Source organism: Cohaesibacter marisflavi, from assembly GCF_900115225.1.
GTDB classification, from domain to species: Bacteria; Pseudomonadota; Alphaproteobacteria; order Rhizobiales; family Cohaesibacteraceae; genus Cohaesibacter; species Cohaesibacter marisflavi.
Genome location: NZ_FOVR01000006.1, coordinates 119,905 through 140,997 on the forward strand (window position 1 = coordinate 119,905; position 21,093 = coordinate 140,997).

Annotated in this window: 21 protein-coding genes; all 21 read right to left on the minus strand. The window is 54.2% G+C overall.

Annotation, left to right across the window (positions count from 1 at the left end):
- Positions 1 to 96: 96 nt before the first annotated feature.
- Positions 97 to 528 carry a hypothetical protein gene (locus tag BM258_RS12990; protein WP_139229271.1) on the minus strand — a complete coding sequence of 144 codons (432 nt, stop codon included), beginning with the start codon at positions 526 to 528 and terminating at the stop codon, positions 97 to 99.
- Between the two features lie 14 nt (positions 529 to 542).
- Positions 543 to 2,762: a hypothetical protein gene (locus tag BM258_RS12995; protein WP_090072928.1), complete on the minus strand. Its 2,220-nt coding sequence runs from the start codon at positions 2,760 to 2,762 to the stop codon at positions 543 to 545.
- A 24-nt stretch (positions 2,763 to 2,786) separates the two neighbouring features.
- On the minus strand, positions 2,787 to 2,975 hold the full coding sequence (locus BM258_RS13000; RefSeq protein ID WP_090072929.1) for a hypothetical protein: 189 nt from the start codon (positions 2,973 to 2,975) through the stop codon (positions 2,787 to 2,789).
- Between the two features lie 12 nt (positions 2,976 to 2,987).
- The gene (locus tag BM258_RS13005) at positions 2,988 to 5,222 is read right to left on the minus strand and encodes a hypothetical protein (RefSeq protein WP_090072931.1); all 2,235 of its coding nucleotides are present in this window, start codon (positions 5,220 to 5,222) and stop codon (positions 2,988 to 2,990) included.
- A gap of 14 nt (positions 5,223 to 5,236) precedes the next feature.
- Entirely contained in the window at positions 5,237 to 6,451 is a 1,215-nt protein-coding gene (locus BM258_RS13010) for a phage tail protein I (protein ID WP_090072933.1), read from the minus strand.
- Positions 6,448 to 7,302 carry a baseplate assembly protein gene (locus tag BM258_RS13015; protein ID WP_090072935.1) on the minus strand — a complete coding sequence of 285 codons (855 nt, stop codon included), beginning with the start codon at positions 7,300 to 7,302 and terminating at the stop codon, positions 6,448 to 6,450. The genes BM258_RS13010 and BM258_RS13015 overlap by 4 nt, the downstream gene beginning before the upstream one ends.
- A gap of 20 nt (positions 7,303 to 7,322) precedes the next feature.
- Entirely contained in the window at positions 7,323 to 7,697 is a 375-nt protein-coding gene (locus BM258_RS13020; protein WP_090072938.1) for a GPW/gp25 family protein, read from the minus strand.
- Positions 7,684 to 7,917, minus strand: coding sequence for a hypothetical protein (locus BM258_RS13025; RefSeq protein WP_090072940.1), 234 nt, complete (start codon positions 7,915 to 7,917; stop codon positions 7,684 to 7,686). Before BM258_RS13025 ends, BM258_RS13020 begins: the two co-directional genes overlap by 14 nt.
- Before the next feature lie 12 nt (positions 7,918 to 7,929).
- Positions 7,930 to 8,454: a phage baseplate assembly protein V gene (locus tag BM258_RS13030; RefSeq protein WP_090072942.1), complete on the minus strand. Its 525-nt coding sequence runs from the start codon at positions 8,452 to 8,454 to the stop codon at positions 7,930 to 7,932.
- Positions 8,454 to 9,218, minus strand: coding sequence for a hypothetical protein (locus BM258_RS13035; RefSeq protein ID WP_090072944.1), 765 nt, complete (start codon positions 9,216 to 9,218; stop codon positions 8,454 to 8,456). The genes BM258_RS13030 and BM258_RS13035 overlap by 1 nt, the downstream gene beginning before the upstream one ends.
- Positions 9,215 to 9,586, minus strand: coding sequence for a hypothetical protein (locus BM258_RS13040; RefSeq protein WP_139229272.1), 372 nt, complete (start codon positions 9,584 to 9,586; stop codon positions 9,215 to 9,217). The genes BM258_RS13035 and BM258_RS13040 overlap by 4 nt, the downstream gene beginning before the upstream one ends.
- 20 nt (positions 9,587 to 9,606) lie before the next feature.
- Positions 9,607 to 9,933 (minus strand): DUF2190 family protein, encoded by a 327-nt coding sequence (locus BM258_RS13045; protein ID WP_090072948.1) that lies wholly within the window; start codon positions 9,931 to 9,933, stop codon positions 9,607 to 9,609.
- A 78-nt stretch (positions 9,934 to 10,011) separates the two neighbouring features.
- Complete coding sequence (locus tag BM258_RS13050) at positions 10,012 to 11,931, minus strand: prohead protease/major capsid protein fusion protein (RefSeq protein WP_175528059.1); 1,920 nt, start codon at positions 11,929 to 11,931, stop codon at positions 10,012 to 10,014.
- The gene (locus tag BM258_RS13055; RefSeq protein WP_175528060.1) at positions 11,915 to 13,417 is read right to left on the minus strand and encodes a phage portal protein; all 1,503 of its coding nucleotides are present in this window, start codon (positions 13,415 to 13,417) and stop codon (positions 11,915 to 11,917) included. The genes BM258_RS13050 and BM258_RS13055 overlap by 17 nt, the downstream gene beginning before the upstream one ends.
- A gap of 4 nt (positions 13,418 to 13,421) precedes the next feature.
- On the minus strand, positions 13,422 to 13,613 hold the full coding sequence (locus BM258_RS13060) for a phage head-tail joining protein (RefSeq protein WP_090072953.1): 192 nt from the start codon (positions 13,611 to 13,613) through the stop codon (positions 13,422 to 13,424).
- Positions 13,613 to 15,640: a terminase gpA endonuclease subunit gene (locus BM258_RS13065; protein WP_090072955.1), complete on the minus strand. Its 2,028-nt coding sequence runs from the start codon at positions 15,638 to 15,640 to the stop codon at positions 13,613 to 13,615. Before BM258_RS13065 ends, BM258_RS13060 begins: the two co-directional genes overlap by 1 nt.
- Positions 15,641 to 15,655: 15 nt before the next feature.
- Positions 15,656 to 16,252, minus strand: coding sequence for a winged helix-turn-helix domain-containing protein (locus tag BM258_RS13070; RefSeq protein WP_090072957.1), 597 nt, complete (start codon positions 16,250 to 16,252; stop codon positions 15,656 to 15,658).
- A 148-nt stretch (positions 16,253 to 16,400) separates the two neighbouring features.
- Complete coding sequence (locus tag BM258_RS13075; protein WP_090072959.1) at positions 16,401 to 16,970, minus strand: hypothetical protein; 570 nt, start codon at positions 16,968 to 16,970, stop codon at positions 16,401 to 16,403.
- Between the two features lie 122 nt (positions 16,971 to 17,092).
- Positions 17,093 to 17,851 (minus strand): hypothetical protein, encoded by a 759-nt coding sequence (locus tag BM258_RS13080; protein ID WP_090072961.1) that lies wholly within the window; start codon positions 17,849 to 17,851, stop codon positions 17,093 to 17,095.
- 296 nt (positions 17,852 to 18,147) lie between these two features.
- The gene (locus BM258_RS13085; protein ID WP_090072964.1) at positions 18,148 to 20,784 is read right to left on the minus strand and encodes a phage/plasmid primase, P4 family; all 2,637 of its coding nucleotides are present in this window, start codon (positions 20,782 to 20,784) and stop codon (positions 18,148 to 18,150) included.
- Positions 20,781 to 21,086, minus strand: a complete 306-nt coding sequence (locus BM258_RS13090; protein WP_139229273.1) for a hypothetical protein — start codon at positions 21,084 to 21,086, stop codon at positions 20,781 to 20,783. The genes BM258_RS13085 and BM258_RS13090 overlap by 4 nt, the downstream gene beginning before the upstream one ends.
- Positions 21,087 to 21,093 lie beyond the last annotated feature (7 nt).

A 21,093-nucleotide genomic window follows, 5' to 3' on the forward strand; every position in this document is an offset into this window, starting at 1 on the left:
TTCAGAGAGACATGAAAAATCCCGCTCTGACAGGCGTCAGGCGGGTGGTGAAAGGGTATTGATTTTGGTGAGGTTCAGACGAGCCGGGTTTTCAATTTAGCTTTGGGCTGGCCAGTTTGGCACCGGCAGCTCGGCAAGAAGCTCTTCGAGTGTCGGTTGCTCCCGCTCACCTGCTAGGACAGCATCAAGCTGCTGATAGGCATAACGCCAAACAGTATCACGCCACTTGACGAATGCTTGCGCCTCTGCGGCCCACTCAGGATCCTGAGAGGTTACGTAGGTAGCAAAAGCAGTGGCGCCTTGTTTGTAACGGCGACTGCGGGCGGTTTCTTCAAGCAGATTCTGGATTGCCTCCTCATAGTCGTCTTGAGTGGGAGCAGGACTTTCTTTTACAGGAGCAGAGAATGTTCCATCCGGGTTCTGTAGAAATCCCGCAAACACACCGTCTGAAACAGGCACCCAATCAGGTGCAACCTGTTCGAATGAGATGCTATCGACGATATCTTCAATCACTAATGCGTATCTCATGCTTTGCCCTCCCTTTAGCCAATGAGCATCACTCTTGTATAAACCTCGACACCAGCGCCACTAGCGCTCACGTTCGAGAGAACCATATTGTCCTTCTGTTCAACGCGGTATTTTTTCCCGGCAGTAAGACGGGCGAAGAATGTGTTTGGAAATGTATATCCACCACCGGAATAGCTGTAGGTTACTCCTGTGGCGGGTTTATTGTTTGTGACATTCCAAAGGCGATACTGTGATATGTCACGCCCCGGCGAGGATATGATCGCGAAGCAGTCTTTTGACACGGTGAATGCATTACTCGCCAGAGTAACTATTCCATCTGGGTCACTCACCTCTGTGTTTAGATGGCGAACATACCATGACGTTGAGCCAACTTGACCATGCACCCCGGATGGCTTTTGATCTTCGAGAAGGGCGATAGACGCCCCCAATTCACTCGCGTGCTTCCCGTCCACTTTGTCACTATCTGCCGCCTTTGCAGCTTTTCCCAGATACCGGCTGTCAGACGTTGTTTTGTTGTAATAGTTGCCCAAGCTGGTTGCTGCTGCAAAATAGCTCGCCAGATGCCCACCCAGTTTGGTAGCGTTCGCTGCAGTGGCCCCCTTCCCGAGGAAACGCCCGTCAGCGATGGACTTGGTGTAATACCGGTCATCATGTGTATGACCGGTATTAGATTTGTCACTCAAGGCGCTATTGATATCGGTTGATGACATCACACCAAGATTGGAGCGCACTGTGCTCGCCCCACCCGCACCGAGCAAATTTTGCAAAGCCCATGCGGTAACGTTGCTTGCATCGAGCTTGGACGCAATCTGGTTCGCGACGGTCGTGGCAAAATTCGGATCATCGCCGATGGCATCAGCCAACTCATGGATTTGGTCGAGCGTCGCGGGCGCACCACCCACTAGTGCATCAATCGCCGCATCGATGGATGCTTTCATCAAGGCAGCATCAACAACAACACCAGCAATGCCCTGACTGCCTTGCGTTGGCGTTGCAAGTATAACCTTGCCGTGCTTTGTTGTATCAGCCTCAGGCACCAAAGCATCAATGGCGGCTTTGGTACGCCGCGCAGTCATCGCTTTAGTCCCATTCGTTCCCTGCCGAGCCTCAGCATCGGACGCCTCAGGAACATCAATCACCCGATCCGCACTGAGATCCCCGCCTCCCGTCGCCAAGCCCGAGCCGGTCACTTTACGCACCTTATCAGCCTTGGCTGATCGATCAGTATCAGCGGTTGATCTCAGATCAGCAAGAGCCGCCTCAACCGTTGCACCATCCACACCGCCAGCACCAACCGTGCGCGAGATCTTCTCGGATGAGTAGTCACCAACCTGAGCCGTGACATTGCCCATGCGGCCGAAAACAGACGTAACCTCAGAACCAACAGGCACATAAGAAACCGTCCAGCCATTACCATCATAGATCTTTTTGACCTTATCGACCGTGTTGTAATATTCGGCCCCTTTGACCAGCGGATCGCCATTGAGATCGAGCAACGGGTCAACAGCGAAAGCCCCAAGATAGATTTTGCTTTGAGAGCCCTTGATGGTTTCAAGCTCATCAATCGCATCCTCTGCCCGATCCGCATCATTATGGATCGATTGGGCAAATGCCTCGGTCTCACCGCGCGCTTGCTCTGTAAGCTCTTGTGCTTTAACCGCCCCCGCCTGAGCGAGCTTGGCCTCATTCTTATATTCCTTTGTGTCATCGCGCGCTTGAAAGACGCCCACAATCGCGTCAACGGTATCAGATGGATTGCCCACTGTGACCGTCCAGCCGCCACCGTAACCAGTGCCCTCAGCCTTGGTTACATCAACGACCAGTTCACCGGTATCCTTGGTATAGGACACCACTTCACCAAGCATTGCAGCTTGGGGGCTTTCCATCCGATAAATCGTGACATAGGCAGGAGCGGCAAAGGAAAGACGATGGCCCTCATCGATATAGAAGACCTTACCGCCCAATGAAAGATCATGCTCAGTGGCAGAAGTGGTGCGCAAGAGTGCGCCCACATCAGCCATCTCATGAACCTCTTTGATCAAAGGCAGCAATACCTCATTGGCCTTTTCACGAAAGACCTGACGCCCTTCCTCGATGACCTCCTCAAGAGTATCACGCTGCTCTTCATTTACAGAAATTCGCGCGTCAATGTCCTTAAACTTCCGGTCCCAATAATTGGGATCACCAAGATCATCATTGCGCTTGGTCCGATACAAATCCATACGCGAGGCCATACCGGTCACTCCTATATTTGCGGATCAAACCGCGTCTTTTGGTTCTTCTATTAGATCCGCCGATTTAATGATCCCATCCTCAAGCTCATTGAGCACGCGCCCTCTAAGCTGATAAGTGTGGCGAGGACGCAGAGGCGTCCCCTTAAATCGAACCACTTTGGCCACCCGAACAGAGTACATCTGATCCGGGGCATATTTGGTTTTCTCAGGCATGAGATCATCTCCTTAAAGCTCGATATCAACGCGTTCCTCAACATGGAACACATCGAGCGCAGTTGTGGTTGTGCCTTCCGCCACGATCACGAAGCTTGGGGCAAGTTGGGAGAGGTTGAAGGTCATCACACGCTTAATCCGATCCTCAGGCAAAGGAGTGTCTTCAACGATATCCGGCTGCTCATCGCCATGAGGCGTTTTGAGCTTGGCCGTGAATGTGTGACGCGATCCGTTCCAATTGCCGAGCTGCCACTCAATCCGCACCCTGTCACTGGCCGCAGCCAAAATCCGCGAGGTTGAAATATGCCGGAAATAAGTACGGGGTCGCTGGAGTTTGACTTGCGAGCCCGTTAGAAACAGACCGGCATGCAAATCGGGCGTGCCTTGGAACACGATTCGAAACGGCAGATTAGGCGGGAGCCCCGCGAGTTTGCTAGGCGAGACTGACGAGATTGAAACCCACCCCGTTGGCAACTGCACCTCATAGGTCAGCTCACAAGCATCAGGCGAAACCATCGGAGCCATGATATCGATACCAGCAATCCCACCATTGAGCTGGAGCGATTTCATATTGACAACCACACGGCTGCTATCAAATTTCGCAAAGCGCAGACCAAACATCATATCTTTGGTGAGATCGCCCTCATAATAGGCGCCATCAGTCGAATAGAAGAAAGTCCCCGACAGATAGCGGCCACCATCAGCCATCGCGACAAAATGGTTACCTTGCGTTATCAGCACCACCGCGTAACGGCCACCAGCCTTAAGATAGGTTGGCGTGAGATTCACCTTGGTCTTTTCCGGGAAAAGCTTCAATTTAAGGAAAGTCAGCGTTTTCCGCGCGATCACCTTTTTAGGATCAGGTGAGCCACTTGGCGTCACTTCTGTTACCAAGACATGCACATCACCGGATGTGCCGCGTTTGGTGAAATTCAGGTCAATGCCGGTCAACCATCCTTCTTGCGTATTCAGGAAGGTTTGAGCCACCTGAGCGCCGTTGAGGGTATAATTGGTTTCAACAACCGACCAATAAGGCTCCTCATAGGTATCACGCCAGAATTGACGCAAACGGATCCAACGGTGATTGGTATTCACATCACCCGACAAGACCTGAAAGCTCTCGCCATTGCGGGTAAAGACGCCCGTCACAGAGTCATAATTACCTTCACGCCACCATTGCGAGTTGGTGCAATATTCGTAAGTCCCACCCCAGCGTACACGCTCGCGAGACATGGTTTTTTGAACCATCTCATAACCGGTTTGCGAATATTGCGAGATGGACAAATCATCGACATAACCACTGACCGAAAAACGCAAAAGAGACTTGTATTTCGGCAGGATCATCCCATTGATCTGGGTGATATGCGGATCGATGGAGGAAAAGACACCTAGCTCAGAGATGCCCTCATTCTCAGGAGAGAAGCGAACCCCCTCTTCGAGGCGTGCCATCCATTCCGCATTTTGCGTGTCACTTTCATCCCCATTGAGAAAGTGGTCGGCCCCATAATCCGAATAATCATCAGGAAGGCCAAACCGCTCTTTCAAGCGGGCAACATCACCGGCAATCCCGAACAAATCAGCATTGGTCACAAGACCGCGTGACTTGTTGGCAAGGTTGGCAACATCAGAGCCAAGGGTCTGAATACGAGGAGACGCCTCTGCCTGAAACTGCTCGACAAGTGTCAAACGAATATCATTTTTCTTTGTCGGGGATAGATCATCATCAGCATTTGCGGAGATGCTCTCAATGCCAGTTGGCGACAGAATAACAAAGGCCACTGCAATACGATCAAGAGGAATGTTCGGCGATTGAGGGTCACCACTTTCCATGCCACCAATCGCCGCCAAATGCGCAACGCGCGCGCTCTGGATGTTGATTTGCCGCGCCTCGGTTTCCTCCGTTTCCAGATTGACAACAAAGTCGCGATAAACCGGTTCTTGTTCGACATCGCCACCCCAAACCACGATGGCAACCATTTTCTTATTCGCAACAGGCTGATGCTGCACAAGGTCAAGGCTCATCGGCGCACGCCGCATATAGGTTTTGCCAGCGTTAAAATAGACACCTTCCCCAATTGTGATGCCAAAGCTGCCATCTTTAGCAACCTCAAACCCACCATAGACCTGACCATCATGGATGGCATGCTTGACGAGCATATCCACCCCAGACCGCACATGGCCTTGAATGTTCATGAAGTCCTCAGCGGAAACCTCTTGATAGTCCTTAATTATGACCTGACGATCCATTAACTTAACTCCTGTTAGCTTCTGGTCATCTGACCCGCGAGGATCGGTTGACCTGCAAAATGTGGCTGACCGGCCAAGAAAGGCCGATAGGTCTGACTATTGATCAACACGCAATCAGCCAGCGCTTTGGCTGACCGCATCGCCTCGAAGCTCTCGCTAAGGCGGGCTTTATCCACCTTGTTGGCGAAACTGCCAGCAGGCTTGACGCCAGCAAAGAAACCGTGCCGCAGCGATTTGCCAGGCATTGAAACCTTTAGCTCAGCCGTATGCGCTGGCATTTCCAAAGGCGTAAATGAGGCATAGGCGGTTGAGTTGCGCGGCTCTGGAGGAGCCAGATCACCAGCAAGAGCGATCTGCATGAAATAACGATAGTGCCCCGTAGGAAACGCAGCGAAACGCCGGAAAAGACGCGCACCGGCAAAGAATGCTCTGCCAATCTTCTTTGGTTCTGAGCCATAGGTTGGCAAGAGACCATTCCCAGAACCAGCAGGCCGCAGAGGACGCGCAAGCTTTGGATGCTCAGCCATTTTATCGGCTGCAATCCGGGCAACCTGTTTTGAAGCGGTCGAACGAACCGGCACTTGACCGACAAACCGGCCAGCAAAGGCCCGCTTGCCAACGGAGCGCCGCAAATGAACCGTCTGATAACCGTCCGCATCGAAACCAACACCGATCTCTTGCGAAATGCCATCCTCGATCAAGACGGCCCGCTGACGAGAGCGCACGGTTGCCGTTGACGGCATCGCCACACGCCGAGCAAGAAAAAAGGGCTTAATCGCCCCGCCTGCATAAATCCTCGATCTCTTATTCTGAGGGTGAACATTCCGAAAGATTTTCACTTTCGGCAACCCTTCAAGCCAAGCCAACCTTTGCTCTAGCGTATCAGACGCCCCGGCAAAAAACTTGAGAGGCGCGCGCCTGACCGAGAGCACCTCGGATCCAGCCAAGACAGCATATGCAGATATCCCCGCAAGCGTGCCTTTCATTTGGTGATGACGCACCGCCATGCGGATCACAGAACGTTTTTTGCTCTCATCCCAATCCGCGCGCCAGAAGTCCACCGAGAAAGCCGCTGCTAAATAGGGCAGCATTGGCACCGGACATTTGTCAGGATCCCAAAGCTCTCGAATAGGCACTTCGATCCTAAGCAGCCGCTCCGCCACCAAGGCCATACTTTTTTCCAGAGGCGTCGCATTGTTTGGCAACACAGATGCACCATTGAAGGTCATGCCAACACCTCATAGGAAATATCAAAGCCCTCACACCAGAAGACTTGATCCGCATTCGGAACCAAATCACGAGTTGGCTCAGCGATAACAACGCTTTGCACGTTGGATACGTGAGCCGCTGCAATCAAAGCCGATAGATTGACTGGCGCGCCGACCGAGTGTCGGTTGCTTGTGATCGTCTCCAGATTGGCCCTTGCCGCCGAAACAAGCTCTTGAGGATCAGGTCCGGCAGGAATGTGCAATAAGACTTTAACCCGGTATGGAGTCACAATGGCCGGTTTGACTGTGATTGCGACTGTCAGAGGACGGATTGCATCATCGTTGAGCCGTGATCGCACCGCAGAAACAACCTCAGCCGATGGCGTTCCATCCCCCTCACGAGACAGAACCGCCACCAGAACCGCCCCCGGACGCGGCACAGAGAGACCAACATCCTTGACCTGAGAATGAGCCGCTTTTGCATGATAGCGATAGGCTCCGGCTGGCCCAGCAGAGGCGAAGGCCTCAAGCGCCAAGAGAATGCGCTCACGATAGTCAGCATCAGGCTCATCAGTCAGACGCGAAGTTGCAAAACGCGCGCCAATCGCATCAAGGTCCGAGCCAACCGCATGGGTGATCAAGACAGCCTTTGAAGCATCATTCACCCGCCCGCGCGTCATCAGCTCAAAATAGGCCTCAACCTCCTGATTGACTTTGAGAGGATCAGTTTCCAAAGATCCGACATCCCACGCGGGAAAGCGTGTGGATAGCTCATCAACACGCTCACCGACAAGCGTTTCATAATCTAAATCCTCGATCACATGAGGCGCGGGCAATGCGCTCAAATCCGGTGCGAGAAAGCGATTTTTCATAGTTGGCCTCTTCAACCGACCTATGCCAAGAACACAGAGACATTATGTTTTTCGACAGTGAAATCACCCAAGTGACCGTGCGGCATGAAATCGCCAACGACCGCGACCGGCAACCGGCCCTTGCGCCGGGTGGTCACCGCCTCGGCTGGCTTGACACGCTTGACATCAAAACGCGGCTCCCAAAGGTCAATTGCCAGAGCGATCGCCCAGAACATCAAGAGCGCATTTTCATTGTCGAGATTTTCGCGAAGCAACATCAGGGGAATGAACGAACCAAAATCCTCACGCATCACGCGCACACCAAAAGGCGTTGGCAAGATGTAATCCCGAATGCTCTGGACCGTGTGATCCCACTCGCTCGCCATCTTGCCAGTATTGCGATCAATCCCCGGCATTGTCTTTTGCGCGCGCCGCGTCAGGGGCCTTTTCACCCTTGGACGCGGCCTTAGCTTTCGCCTCGGACTTTTCATGCGCCGGGGTGGTGACATGACCGAGCAACCAAAAATAGTTGAATTGTTTCTCGGTCAGCTCGATTGTCTGCCCCGGTTTGACCGGTGCGCCATTGATACGCTCACCGGCCTTTTCGGTGACCTTACATTTCATTGTCTTGGACATGATTTTAATTCCTCACTTTGGATCAAACGTGCGAGATCCGCCCCTCACGACACCGCCATGAGTATGGGTCTCATCAATTCTCACGCCGTTATTTTTGACATAACCCGCATCATGATCGACATTGCCGACCGTGCGGACCCCTGAGCCTGTCAGCTCCAAAAGCTTGCCATCGACCTCGGCCAAGATCTGGCCATCCTTGATCCGCAAGGAGGTCGAGCCGACCGTCAGCCTCAGCTCATCAGGACCATCAGAGGGGTTTTTGTTTTCGCCGGTCCAGTCACCGGGCAGGAAAAAAGCTTGCCGCGCATCACCATTTAGGCAAAAGAGCGTGACAGGCTCGCCCACACTGGCGGTAATGTTGAGTTTCACCGCACCGGCTGCAAAGCTTTTCTTTCGCGCGCGGATCGGGTCACCGGGACCGACCGAGATCTCGGCGAAATCACCGTCAACTTTTGTGATCTTGCCCGACCGAATAACCCGCTCGACCCGCTTCTCAATCGCGCTAAGCCTTGAAAAGATTTCCTGAAAGGGATCCATCAATCCAAAACCTTGTCAGACGGGTCGAGACCAGCGACCGGCAACCAGACAAAGCCGCCCTCATCCGGCACAAGATCACCAAGCCCCAGCAGTTGAGCCTCACCGCTGCTCATATTGCGCTCAGCCAGCTCAGCCAATTGCGGCAATGCCGCCGGATCCCCGGCAATATCAGCCCGCAACAAAGCCGCATGGCGTGCCGTCTCAGGGACATTTTCAAGATAGGAGAGCGCCCGATCCACCCAACCGGTGGCAGGCTTGTGAGGCGCTGGCTCGGCCAGCATGCGCGCGGTCAGATAGATCTCACGCGCGGCAAACCGCACCCCATCTTTGCGACCACCGCCGACCATGCTTTTGCCAGTCACCAGATCCACCCCATCATGAAACAGCTCAGCCGCCTCACTGCTCTCAGGCTGCAAGGCAAATAAGATCCCTCGCTCAAGACGCGAGAGATAAATCACCGCTCCCGGATCTGAATACGGTAATTTCCATTTTTGGCGGCTTGGATCATTCGCCGCTTTCTCATCGGCATAAAGCACCGCCATCGAAATGAGAAACGTTTGCTCTGATCGCCCCTTGAACACCGAAGGGCTGACCGTGAGTTGTGTATCCTCGGAATTGACGATCACGATAGGAGCGCAATGGTGCGCCTTATCCTTGATGATATTTCCGATCAGAGCGTCAAACACCCGCTCATGACCCGCAAGGGTATCAGCGGCCTTGATCGCCTGCACAAGCAACATTTGCAAAATGGATCTGATAATCATGCCACTGACACCTTGACGTTGATCAGGTCATTGGAGGACTGAGGCGCATACTCAACGACATAAGCAGCCCTCTCATGGTCGAGCTGCTCAATCCGATCCAATTCCTTGAAGGTAAAGCCCGACGGCAAGTCAGCCTTTCGAAACCGGATAAACGGCACCGTCAGGGCGACATCACCCTTAAAGTTGACGCCGATCCGCTCGCCATCGAGCTTTTGCGAAAACTCTTTATCCAGCGGGACACCCACGCATTCAAAAGGCTCGACCGTCCCACTTTTATCAGCATTTCCATATTGGTCTCGCACCACCCGACTGATCGAATAGCGTTCACCAAAAACTTGGTTGTTGATGCCAGCGGAAACGGTCGCCATAGCTCGCCGCAGGGACATGATTAAACCACGGACGGGACCAGCACGATCTCGATCCGGCTGTCAGCCGAAGCCGAGACAGCAATGCCCACCAACGTGTTGTCGGTTGCGGCCCCCGTGAAGGCCTTATCCGCAGCCTTCCAATAAAGCTTTGCACCAACCGAGACGGCATTACCAGTAAAGGGCACATCATATTTGCCGTTGCGCTTAAGCCCCACCAGTTCACCCTCCTTGGCAGAGGTGACATAGCAACCAAACAGAGAACCAATCTGAGCAAAAGCGCCAGACTTGGCGCCACCCTCTGGCGCAGGCACATCAATGACATTGCCATCGGAAAGATAGTTTTTCATGATCTTGGATCCTTAAAACGAGCAAAGCCCAGCGCGGTGGCTAGGCTTTTGCTCAAATAGTGGAATGGATAGGTCTAGTTATTGGCCGGGATTTTTGACCGCACCCCGGAAATCAGATGCCGAGACATGGAAATCGAGCACCACGACCAGCTCAACGCCATCAACCGGGCTCGACTGATTGCGCATGAAGATCGGCCCCGGATTTTGGCGCAAATATCCGTAGGTCATCACGTCATACATCTCAGGGTTAGCGAACAAGCGCCAAGATTTATCAATGATCTCAGACTCGACAACCAGCTCCAGCTTGCCGCTAAACGGGTTAAAGTCAGCCTGCTTGGTCGGGGTGACCTGAGCAAGGAACATTTCAGCTTTAGTTTCCAGATCGGGGCCAACCAGCAGCTTTTTCGCCGGAATGCTCAAGCGCTGTTTATCTAGGCTCTCCTGCTGCCGCATAGCCTTGCGAGCAGCAGAGACCCCATCAACACCGAGCGCCGCCGCAGCCAGCAAGTTCTTGTGAGCGTCATCAAACAGTGCCTTGCCATCCGACAGCTTTGGACCATTGCCGCCGTTGCTCAGCAAGATCTTGTAAGCCAGACCATTCTCAAACAGCAAAACAGCCTGAGCCGCCCGGCGACCAATGTCAGCAAATGCACCCAGATTGTCATTGATCAGCATTTGACGAGTGATCGAGACACGCCGCCCGAAGGTTTTAAGCTGGGAGGTTTCCTTGCCTTCCGAGATACCGCCGAAATCAATCTCGCCCTTTTCCGTCACTTGCTTGAGCGTCGGGAAATCGCCAAGACTGTAAGAGCTGGAGGCCTTGAAATCCTGCAAGTCAGACCGGCGCATGATCTCGCGATAGGTCGGAGCCGCCCGATCATATTCACGCCGCATGAGCTGGTGATTGACCCCCTCCAGGATCAGCGGAAAATCACCGGTGGTGAGAGCGCGCTGGATGATATCAACGTCATTGCGCCCGAACGTTGCCCGCTCGCCCATAGAGGTCGCAGCTACATCGACAATCGAATAAGAGGTAAACTGACGCGCCTGATCACTCGGCTGGCTACCAGCCGCACGCGAGGCCAACGCATCGATCAAGGCCCCGCGCATATTGGCAGGATTGTCGAGCGTGCTTTCATTATGCGTGCCATTGGTCGGGGCCGAGGTGCGAGCCTGCAAAGCATTGAGTGCAGCATCACGCACCTCTTGCTCAGAGCGACCACCCATAGAGCGCACCCAATCCATTCCAAGGCCAGAGGCTTCGGCCTGCCCGCAAATATAGTCAATCGTTGCGGCAGAGCGCTCAGACTGAACAGGCGCAGCAGGCTCATTCTGTGCGCCGCGCGTTGCAACATCGGTTGCAGGATCGCCACCATTGACAGGATCCTGATTGGCGGACTGCCCGGCCCGCTGGTTATCGGTTTGTTTTGGCATGTCGCCATCCTCATTTTCTGGAGTTTCAATAGGTTCGCCTTGCGGCAAGGAACGAATATTTGCAGACGGATCGGCAGGAACGGAGACGAGAGACACCTCCAGCAATTCCCACTTTCGCGCCGTCCAGATCTCGCGATCATCCTCAACGCCGGTGCGCTCCCAACTATCCACCTTGTAACCGATAGACACACTGGAAAGCTCGCCGCGCTGGACCTGCCCCTCGGCCTCTCGGCCTGCATCACTATCAGCGAAGGTCAACAGGCCAACAAGCTGGCCATTCTCGACCCGCACATCACTGACGGTGCCAAGAATGGCATTTCGCTCAAACTGATTATGATGATCGAGGAGCTTGACTTGGCCACCAGCCGCACGGCTCAAATCAATCGCCGCGTCACTGATTTCCAATTCCTCAAAATCATACCAGCGCCGCACGCGGGATCCCGTTGAGAGGATCGCCTCAACGGATCGGGATCCCTCATCATAGCTTGAAGGCGTAAGATCAGCCGCTCGTGAGAGGCTTTGATTTCCCGGCTGGAAACGCTTTTGCTCAGTCTTTTTGGGCATCATCATCCCCTTTCTTATCATCACCCTCGGCATCATCCGGAGGATCGACAGATGCATTCACATTGCCTGAATAGTCAAAGCTGATCCCAGCACCCTTGAGCACCTGATCAGCCTCGACAAATTTGGCGACCACATCATCAAAATCACGGCCCCAGCGGGCGGTGAATTCTTGCGGCGGCATGGCACCCGCTTTAACGGCCAAAATGTCCGCTTGCATATCCTTGATCGGGTCGAGATTTTCCTGCACCGGTGGCACAAAGTCAGCGGGATAGCCGCCTTTTCTTGGCTTGAGTTCCCCCTTGAGCACCGCCGCAAAAATGAAAGATTTTTGAACGCGTGAGCAAAAGCGAGGGATGAGCAACAACTCTTGCGTTTGCAAAACAAATCGATAGAAGGGCAACCGACCGGCACGCATTGAGCTGTAATTCGCCTTGCGCATATCGCCAGAAACAAGGTCATAAGTCATCGAGACGCCGATCCCTACCAACATCAGGATATTGGTGACGAACATCTCAAAGCTGGAATTGCTCGAAGGCGCGACCGCCTTGAACTCCTCCCCCGGCTTGCCGTCGATGATAACGCCCGGCGAGATCTTGCTCACTGATGGCCCCACGCTCTCACCCTTGTCGCCGGGCCGAAGCGCGCCGCCTGCCTGAGGACGTTGCCGGAATACAGCAAAGCATGCTTCAATCTTTGCCTTGACCAACGCAGCCTCGAAAAACTCATTGAGATCCTTGAGCGTCGGCAGAACAGGCGCAAGCCAGCTCACACCATTGATTTGACCGGGCCGGTCCTTGCGATAGAGATGAATAACGTCTTCCGCCAAAAACCGGGTGCTTTGGAACCCTTCATAGGAAATAGCCTCACCGGGATGCTCATCATAGATATGATAGGCAACCCGCCGACCATGCCGGTCAAACTCAATTCCCATATCTATGCGCCCACCCTGAGGTAAAGGCCCATCTTTTGAGTGATCGAGATGATCGATCTCAAGCACCTGCAGCCGCAACGGCAAGATCGGGAAATCTCGATCCCATCGATAGACGATCAGCACAGCACCGCTCTCAGCCATGGCCCGCACAACAAGCCGCTGGAGACCATAGTAGGTCTCCTCACCGCCAAAATCGGCAACCTCGGCCCATTGGTCAAACAGCTTGTTTGTCTTTTTGTCGAGCGTCTTGACCCCGGTCCTCGACTTGGTTTTGATCCCGCGCCCGATGAGATAGATCTCAAACAGGCGCACGATCCGCTCAGCGACCGGATTATCACGCACCGCCTGACGGGCATTGGCACGCACCGTGCCAGCCGATGGCCTCACCTCGGCATTCGCAGAGGTGCGAGGCGCGACAAACTCTCGAAAGCGCTTGGCAAGCATCTCGGCAGCATAGGAGCGTTGCCCCATGATCGACCGGCCAACCTGATAGCGCACATATTGGAGCGCCTGCCCTGAGGCAAGCGCTCCCGCAGCATTCCACAAAAAGCCCATGGCGCTAACTCTCATAAATTGTATGGATAAAGTCGGATCGAGGTTTCCCGGCGAGATCTCGCTCGATCATGTCTATGATCTCTTTCATCTCGCTCAGAGATCTATATTCAACCTCCTCACCGTTGATCTTGGTTTTCTTGGCACCAAGGGCAAAGGCCTTTTTGAGATTGGCCAAATCTTCTTTCGTCCAGCTCATCAGCCCAACCAATCATCATTTTGCCCAAGCCAATCATCCCCGGCAGACAACAATCCATTGTCTGGAGAGTTGCCCTCAGGCTGAGGATCCGGCTCAGAATCCAGCTCAGGCTTGATCAAGGCTTTGACAGGTTCAGGAGCAAAAAGCTCCTGTTGCGCGCCAACCTCACCAAGCAAGCCATATTGTTTTTCAAGATAGTGCCAATTGTGATCCTCAAAGAGAGAGATCTGGAGGATCTCGGCGGATGCAACTGCATAGATCTCGCAGTCGAGCAAGTGGTTGTCACCGACCGGTTGCCACTTCTGTTTTGGGATCCCCGAAACAACCACATCTTTGAGATATTCGGACGTGATTTGTTTGTAATACCAATCCGGCAAGAAATCACCGTGATGACAATATCCGGGCGGATCCTCAGAGGCACCGGAGACAACACCCTCTTTGTGCAAATTGTCGTAAAAGGTCGCCTTGAGGTCCCAAGTCCCGACCGCTCGAAGCGTTGCGCCATCCTTGACCCGTCGCCCCTGATAATCATAGGTGACAGGTTTTTCAGGTCCAACCGGAGGCTTGCCCCAGCCATCCACTCCATGGATCGCTTGCGCCTTGAGGCGCGCACCGCACCAAGTGTAAACCGCCCCAGCCCGGCCACCATCGCCCGCATCAACGCACATCATCTCAATCGGTCTGAGACAACCGTTCACATCGGGAAATTCTTCCTCATAAACGCGCGCCAGTTTTTTCCAAGCGCCCTCATTGGCGTCCGTTGTGTCACCGTCCAGCCATCTGGCGGAAATGGTCCAGCTCTGCTTACCACGGCCAAAAGCCTTGATGATGACCCATATCCCCTTGTGCTGCACATCAGCACCGGCAACCAGAATGAGGCCACCGCGCGGGATCTGGTTTTCAGGGTAATGTTGCGACCGCTCCATTAGCCTTTTCCACTCAGGAGCGTTGCCTTTCATGGCAAAGGGCAAGCCAAGGACAAGGTTTTTAAATCCCTTTGGTCCTTTGGATCCGCCCTTCTCAGAGTCGAGATAGTCCTGAGCAATCGCCTCATAACTCATCATCAGAGAGACGAAGGCATCCATATGGAAGCCGGGTTCACGCCCCTCATTGCCGCGATGCGCCCGATAATGACCGGCCTTGACGCCCTTCACTCGCTCGGCCTCACTCACATGATGCCCGCAATGCGGACATTCATATTTTGATTTGTGAGGCGATCTCTCATCGATCACCAAGCCATCAAAATGCTGATAGAACCATTCACCACATTCAGGGCATTGGATATACCAAAAGCGCTGATCAGAAGCGAGAAAGGCCCGGTCAATTCTGCAGTGCCCGACACCCTTGCCGCCTTCCTCGCCCGCATCAAGCTCAGGCGTCGAGAGCTGGAAAATTTTGTAGGTTTTGGCCCGACGAAAGGCAGTGAAGCGACCAAAGAAAAGTGTTTCCGGATCATCCTCGCCCGAAATATCCTGCCACTTGGAGACCTCATCCTTGATGCCATATTTCACCGTCTTGGATGAGAGATCCATCGCCGAGTTGGCATTGGCGAATTTGATATATCCGCCGGGAAACTTTTTCAGAAACTTGGAGGACCCCTCATCCGACCGGCTGGTCATCGGCTTAATGACTTGCCGACCAATTTGATTTTCCCAAGCATCGATCAAAGGCCGGAATTTCTGATCACTCATATCCTTGAGCGCATCAATTGACGGCACTGCAAAAAGCGTATTGGCAGGCGTTTGATCTGCGATATAGAGCGCCCACGACAGGGCCAGAATTGACGCTCCGGTTTGCTGGCTCTTGCGAATTGTCACCACGTTGCACGGATGCTCAACGCTCAGACATTCAGCAGGCTCAATCAGATAGGGCGCATTCGACCGGCTCCACAATTGCCCGGCATGATCGCCATCGATCAGAACAATATTCTGCTCAATCCACTCAGGAAATCTTACCGGCAAGGTTGGCCTGATCCCAGACGCAAGCTCACCGAAGATCAGTTTTTCAGCGCCCGCAAACCAAGCCATAACAACACCAACGAACTATAGCGGCGGATCTCCTTCAGGGGCCTCAGCAGCAATCGCTGCCAGCTCTTTGGCTACAAGGTCACAGATCTCAGCCGAATATCCTTTCAACTCCAGCCGCGCCGCATGCGACCCTTTCTCAGCCGCCAGACAAAGGTCATCGGCCCTATTCTCCAGCCGGTTAATCCCGGCTTGGATCACCTTGCCCGCCCGCTCCAGAGCGGGCCGCAACAGGTCGAGCCGAACCAGTTGCCCCATCTCAAGGGCCTCGGCTCGCTTCTTACGATCAATATCAAGCTGTTTTTCTTCCAGCCGCTTATGCTCTAACGATCCCGGCAATGGCCCCAGCGAGCTAGGCAGGCTATCCACTTGCGTTTTGCCAGCCTCGGGACGCGCCGCCGAAACCTTGATCGGGTCAATCGTCACATTGGCAAGCGCCTCATAATCAGCAACCGGCACCCCGACAATATGCCCCCGATCATTTCGCTTTAGCTCCAGCCCAGCAGCCTCAAGTTTTTTGAGGCGTTTGGAGATCGCTGCTTTTGAGACCCCTTCCATCTCTGCAAGCTCGGTGACCGTCTTGAAAAGCGTCTCGCTGTTAACCTGACCGACCATTTCCGTTAACCCCGTTAACCGCGTTAACCCAACAAAAACATAGTTTTAACTAGAAAATCCACGGGAGGTTACAACCCCGCGTGAGGTGCGGGGGCTGGAAGGACCCGCGCGCTTTGAGCAGGTTGACCGGGTTAGCCGAGGGGCTGGATCAGGTGAAGAGCTGAGCGATCTCTTGTTGTAGGGTAGCATTGAGGGCCTCCTCGCTCTCTTTCTCGAACGTATCCGCAGCCTTGCCGCGTGCGCCTTCTATTGCCACGTTTGGGCCATAGAGTTGGCGGATCGGCAGGCGGTCCTCAGTCTGGCGAATGAAAACGCCAAGATGAGACTTGTCTGACTTGCCCGCCTCAACCGTACCGAAGAAAGACCCGGCAAAGATTTGACGCGAGCCCCAAGGGCTGGCCTCGATCCCCTCATCGGTTTGGGCCGGGCTAAACTCGGTCAGGTAAGACCACTCTGCTCGCACGCGAATCTCATAGATGAATTCCCCCGCGCTTGCGTAACTCTTGGTCTTGGTTGAGCGTTGGATCTTGCGCGCCTTGACGCCTGCCTGCTTGGCAGTGGCCTGACGCCATGGCGTCATAGCTCGCCGCCCCGCTTGGCGGACTGTTGCTTGCAGCATCCGGGGTGACTTGTTGCCCATCGTCTGGATGAGGTCGAGCGTCTTCTCGAAGTTGGATAGATCTACATCAATCACATCGCGTTGCTCCAAATCGGCCATGAGAAAACCCGCCCGGACAATCAAGCCAGAGCGGGTTCACCTCACCACAAGGAACGCCAACAAAAAACCCGCGCTTGCTACGTGAGCAAATCGCGGGTGATTTTCGACTATTAAAAGCTATGTCAAACGATTTGATTACACAACCCATAAAGTGAGCCTTCAACCGGATCCGGCGTCCGTTTGACGAATGGCGGCAGCTCGAAGGGCTTGAGTATCCAACGATGCAGACGCGGGATCATGGCATGGATCTCCTCAAGGCCACAGGCCCAAATCTCCCACTTTTTCAATTCGTTGGCATGGGTTGCATGATCGCGGGAAAAGGCAATATCACAGGCCTGCCCCTTGCGGATATATGGCCCGTCATAGCCTGCAGGCTTGCGCAACATGTTGCTGGGGATAAAACTCAACCGCTGGTCATCGGCCCAATAACTACACTTGTTCAGATCATAGCAGCGCAAAGGCGGCAACTCGCAGAGCACACCCGGCTCAAACCCGGCACGCGCATAGAGAACCACGGCACCCGCCCGCATGGCCTGCTCTTGCCCCTTGCCCGCATAATCGCAAACCGTCTCATGGACAGCCAGCGCCGCCGGATCCAGATCTTGCCCAACAGGGCCGGAGCCGGAGATCATAACGCCCATTTCTTCGATCCGGTCAAAAGTGCCGTTGGCATTGGCAAAACCCAAGACCGCATCATCTGCCTGATAGCCAATTACTCGATCAGCCTTCTGATCGCCATAGACCCACCGCAGGAGGCCAACAATACCGATAGGCTTAGGCGCTGCACTCTCCTGACGAACTTGGACGGCAGGCGCGTGATAATAAACCTTAGCGTTTGCATTGGACGGTAAGACCGGACCGGATTTGTAAATTTCAACCATGTTTCGAGCCTTTATTGTCAAATCTTACAAGGACGATAGTTTTTCGACGGTCAATTGACAGTCAAAAAGAAAACCGTCGGACCGTTTTATTTAAATATTTCAATTCCCTACCTAAATGGGTAGACAGTTAAGACAGTTATATGAGGTTAAAAGGTTACGCACATACACCCACACACCCACATGAGCCTTGTTGCCGCCAAAACCCTCGCAACTATCGCAGCCCTCTACGCAGCATTGAAAAGACTGCATTTTCCAAATCGACAGTTATTTGAGAGTTGGCGACAGTTGCGCCCCTTTTAGCCGTTGTAATCCTCCACACTTTGCGGCACAGGCGGCACAGGTGGACCATCATGCACGTTGCCAGCATCGGGCATGACATAATCCAACCGGATATTGAGATAGCTCACCGTGCGCTTTTTGCGCTTCTCCAGACCACGCTCCACCATGGCGCGGCCAAAGCCCGTCATTTTATAGATCGGTGCCTCATTCAACCGCGCCCATGAGCAATAGGCCTCATAGAGGGTGGTGGCATTGACCTCCTCGCCCGGAGCGCGCTCGATACAGTCGGCAATGAAGCGCCCAAGCGGGTCACTATCCTCCTTATAGTTTTGGGTTTCTTTGGTAATCACGTCAGGCACCTGCAAACCATCCTCCAGATAGCGCCTGACGCCATCCAGCAGCCAATTGAGGATCCCGCTACGCTCTTGCCATAGCTTGTCGGGCAAGCCCTTGTCCTGTTGATCCTCAGGGATATTTTGATCCCAATGGAACAACACCACGCGCCGCCAGATGCCTCGGTCAGCCGAGCGGATCGAGGGCCGATGATTGCCCGAAACCATGAGCTTGAATTGCGGGAAAAATTCAAAAAAATCCTCACGCAACTTGCGCACCTGCAAAGGCTCTCCACCGGTGATTTCCTTGATGACCGCCTCGGCCAAGACCGATCCACGCTCAGGCTCAGAGGCCTTGACCAATCGCTTACCGGGCAACCGGGCAAGATCAGGCGTCGCCTCGGAGCCGCGCTTGCGGTCATCCTTTAAAAGGGTCGAAAAGTTGATTGTCGCCGCATAGGGCCCCATCATCTTGGCCAGCAAATCCATAAACACGGATTTGCCGTTGCCACCCTCCCCGAAATTGAAAACGAATTTCTGCTCTCGCGTCAGGCCGGTCAGACAGAGGCCCGCCCAGACCTGCAGGAAGGCTTGCTTTTTCTTGCATGGGATCGCCGTATCCATGAATCGCTGAAACACTTCACACCGCGCCTCAGGGTCATACCTAACTGGCATCACTTTTGCCAATCGATCCTCACGCCTATGCGGTTTCAAGGTCTCGCACGCGCCCTCAAGCCGCATCGACCCATTTTCCAGATTGATGACCATGAGATCGGCATCCATTTCAGAGGGCTCAACCGTCATGTAATTCTGAGCCGTGGCGATCATGTTGGCGATCCGTCCGGCATTGCCGCAGGAAATGGCAAAGCCAAAATGACTATTGGCAAATTCGGAGATCTCCTCCTCATTCTCTAGCCATTCAGGAGGCTCAAAACGCAAGGCGGTTGCCTCATCCTGCATTGCCCTTGCGGTTTCATGCGCGCGTTTGTGAACATGCTCAAGTGCACCATCCTCGGTCCAATGCGAGCCGCACCAATGGTGCCAACCAATATCGCGCACATAGAGCAAATCCTGCCCGAAACGGGCCTGTAGCCGCTCACCATTGCCCAGATCATTGCGCTCCAGCTCGGCCAGCTCACGATCCAAGGCCGAATAAAGCGCCGATCCATCAGAGCGTTTTGGTGGAGCGGAAAAGGATGATTTCTTTTTGCGCTTCTTTTTAGCCTTATTGGCGCCCGCATCCTCCTGGCTAGTTTCCGCCGCTTGGTCCGGCTTATCAGGCTGAATTTCCTCACCCTTAGCGCCGCCGTCATCCTCGGCAAATCCGCCATAATCATCAGGGCTTGGCGCTGGAGGATAAGACCCGGAGCGAGCAGCCCGCCGCGCGGCCTTGGCGCGGATCTCAGACAGGTCTCGCGGGTGATTGGCCCCGTCATTCAGCCCGCTATTGATTGTTGCTTGGACGGCCTTAGCGCCATCATCTTTCATCAGACCATTGCTTTGCGCCGCATCCTGCAACACGCCAAAGGCCATCGCGCGCGACACCACCTGAGCGCCGACCAATTGACCGATAGCAAAGGCCGCTTTGTTGAGCTGAGTATTGCGCCCGCCCTTGCCACAACTGCGCACCGCATGACACTCGCCATCCATCGCCGCCAGCGCATATTTGCGGACAGCCTCATCCTCCTTGGCCAAGGTCGATTGAAAGTCACCCATTGCCGCCGGAGGGGCACCGCCCTCAGGCCCCTCCTGCTCGACTGGCTTGATCACCAGATCCAACAGGCTCTCAGGAGCCTCAACAGGATCGTTATTAACGGCCCAACGATAGACCGCACCGTCAGCCCGCACCGAAGGCGGCACGATGACATATCCCCCCTCACCCCTGACATCAATATTTTCCATCAGCGGGTTGCGGTTGCGCACCTCCCGACCATCGCCCGGCATGCGGTAAAAGAAGTGCCGCCCGCCCCTTGGTGTTGCGGTTGCTAGTGTCTCAGGCAAAGGCTCACCGATAGCCGCCTCGACAATAGCGATCAAATCCGTGATCTCGATCACTTCACCGGTCGCCTCATCGACCTTTGCATCAAGGTCCAAGACCCACAAATCACAGCCCCAGCCAGTCGGAGCGCCGATCAACGCACGCGGCCACCGCGCCCACCATTGGCGGATCTGATCGGGATCTTTGGTGGCATTTTCCTGCCAAGCCTTGATGAGTGACTTCTTGTTGCTTGGGTTGGCTGGAAAGACAGCGAAGCCCCTCTCGGCCAGCGCCAAGGCATGTTCCAGCATTGACGGCGGCAACGTAGTTTCCTTGTCTGTCATAGCAAAACCCCTTGTTGTTTCTTAAAATTGCGCTCACGCCGTGCCTTGCGAGCGCGGACGGGTTGCGGCAACAAATAGTCAGGAATGTCGGAAGGCTTACGGGTTTCAGTGCAGAGCTGTTTATGCGCCTGAGCAATATGCTCAGAGCAAAACCATTGCCCCGGCTTGCCCGCTTTGAATGAGGCCCCGATGCCGAATGCGCCCCAATTGGAGCAGCCCCTGGCCATGCAAAAATGTTTCACGCATGCCTCGTTGCTTCTATATCGAGTTGGCTTTTTGGATTGATCGATGAGGAGGGTCATTGCGCGA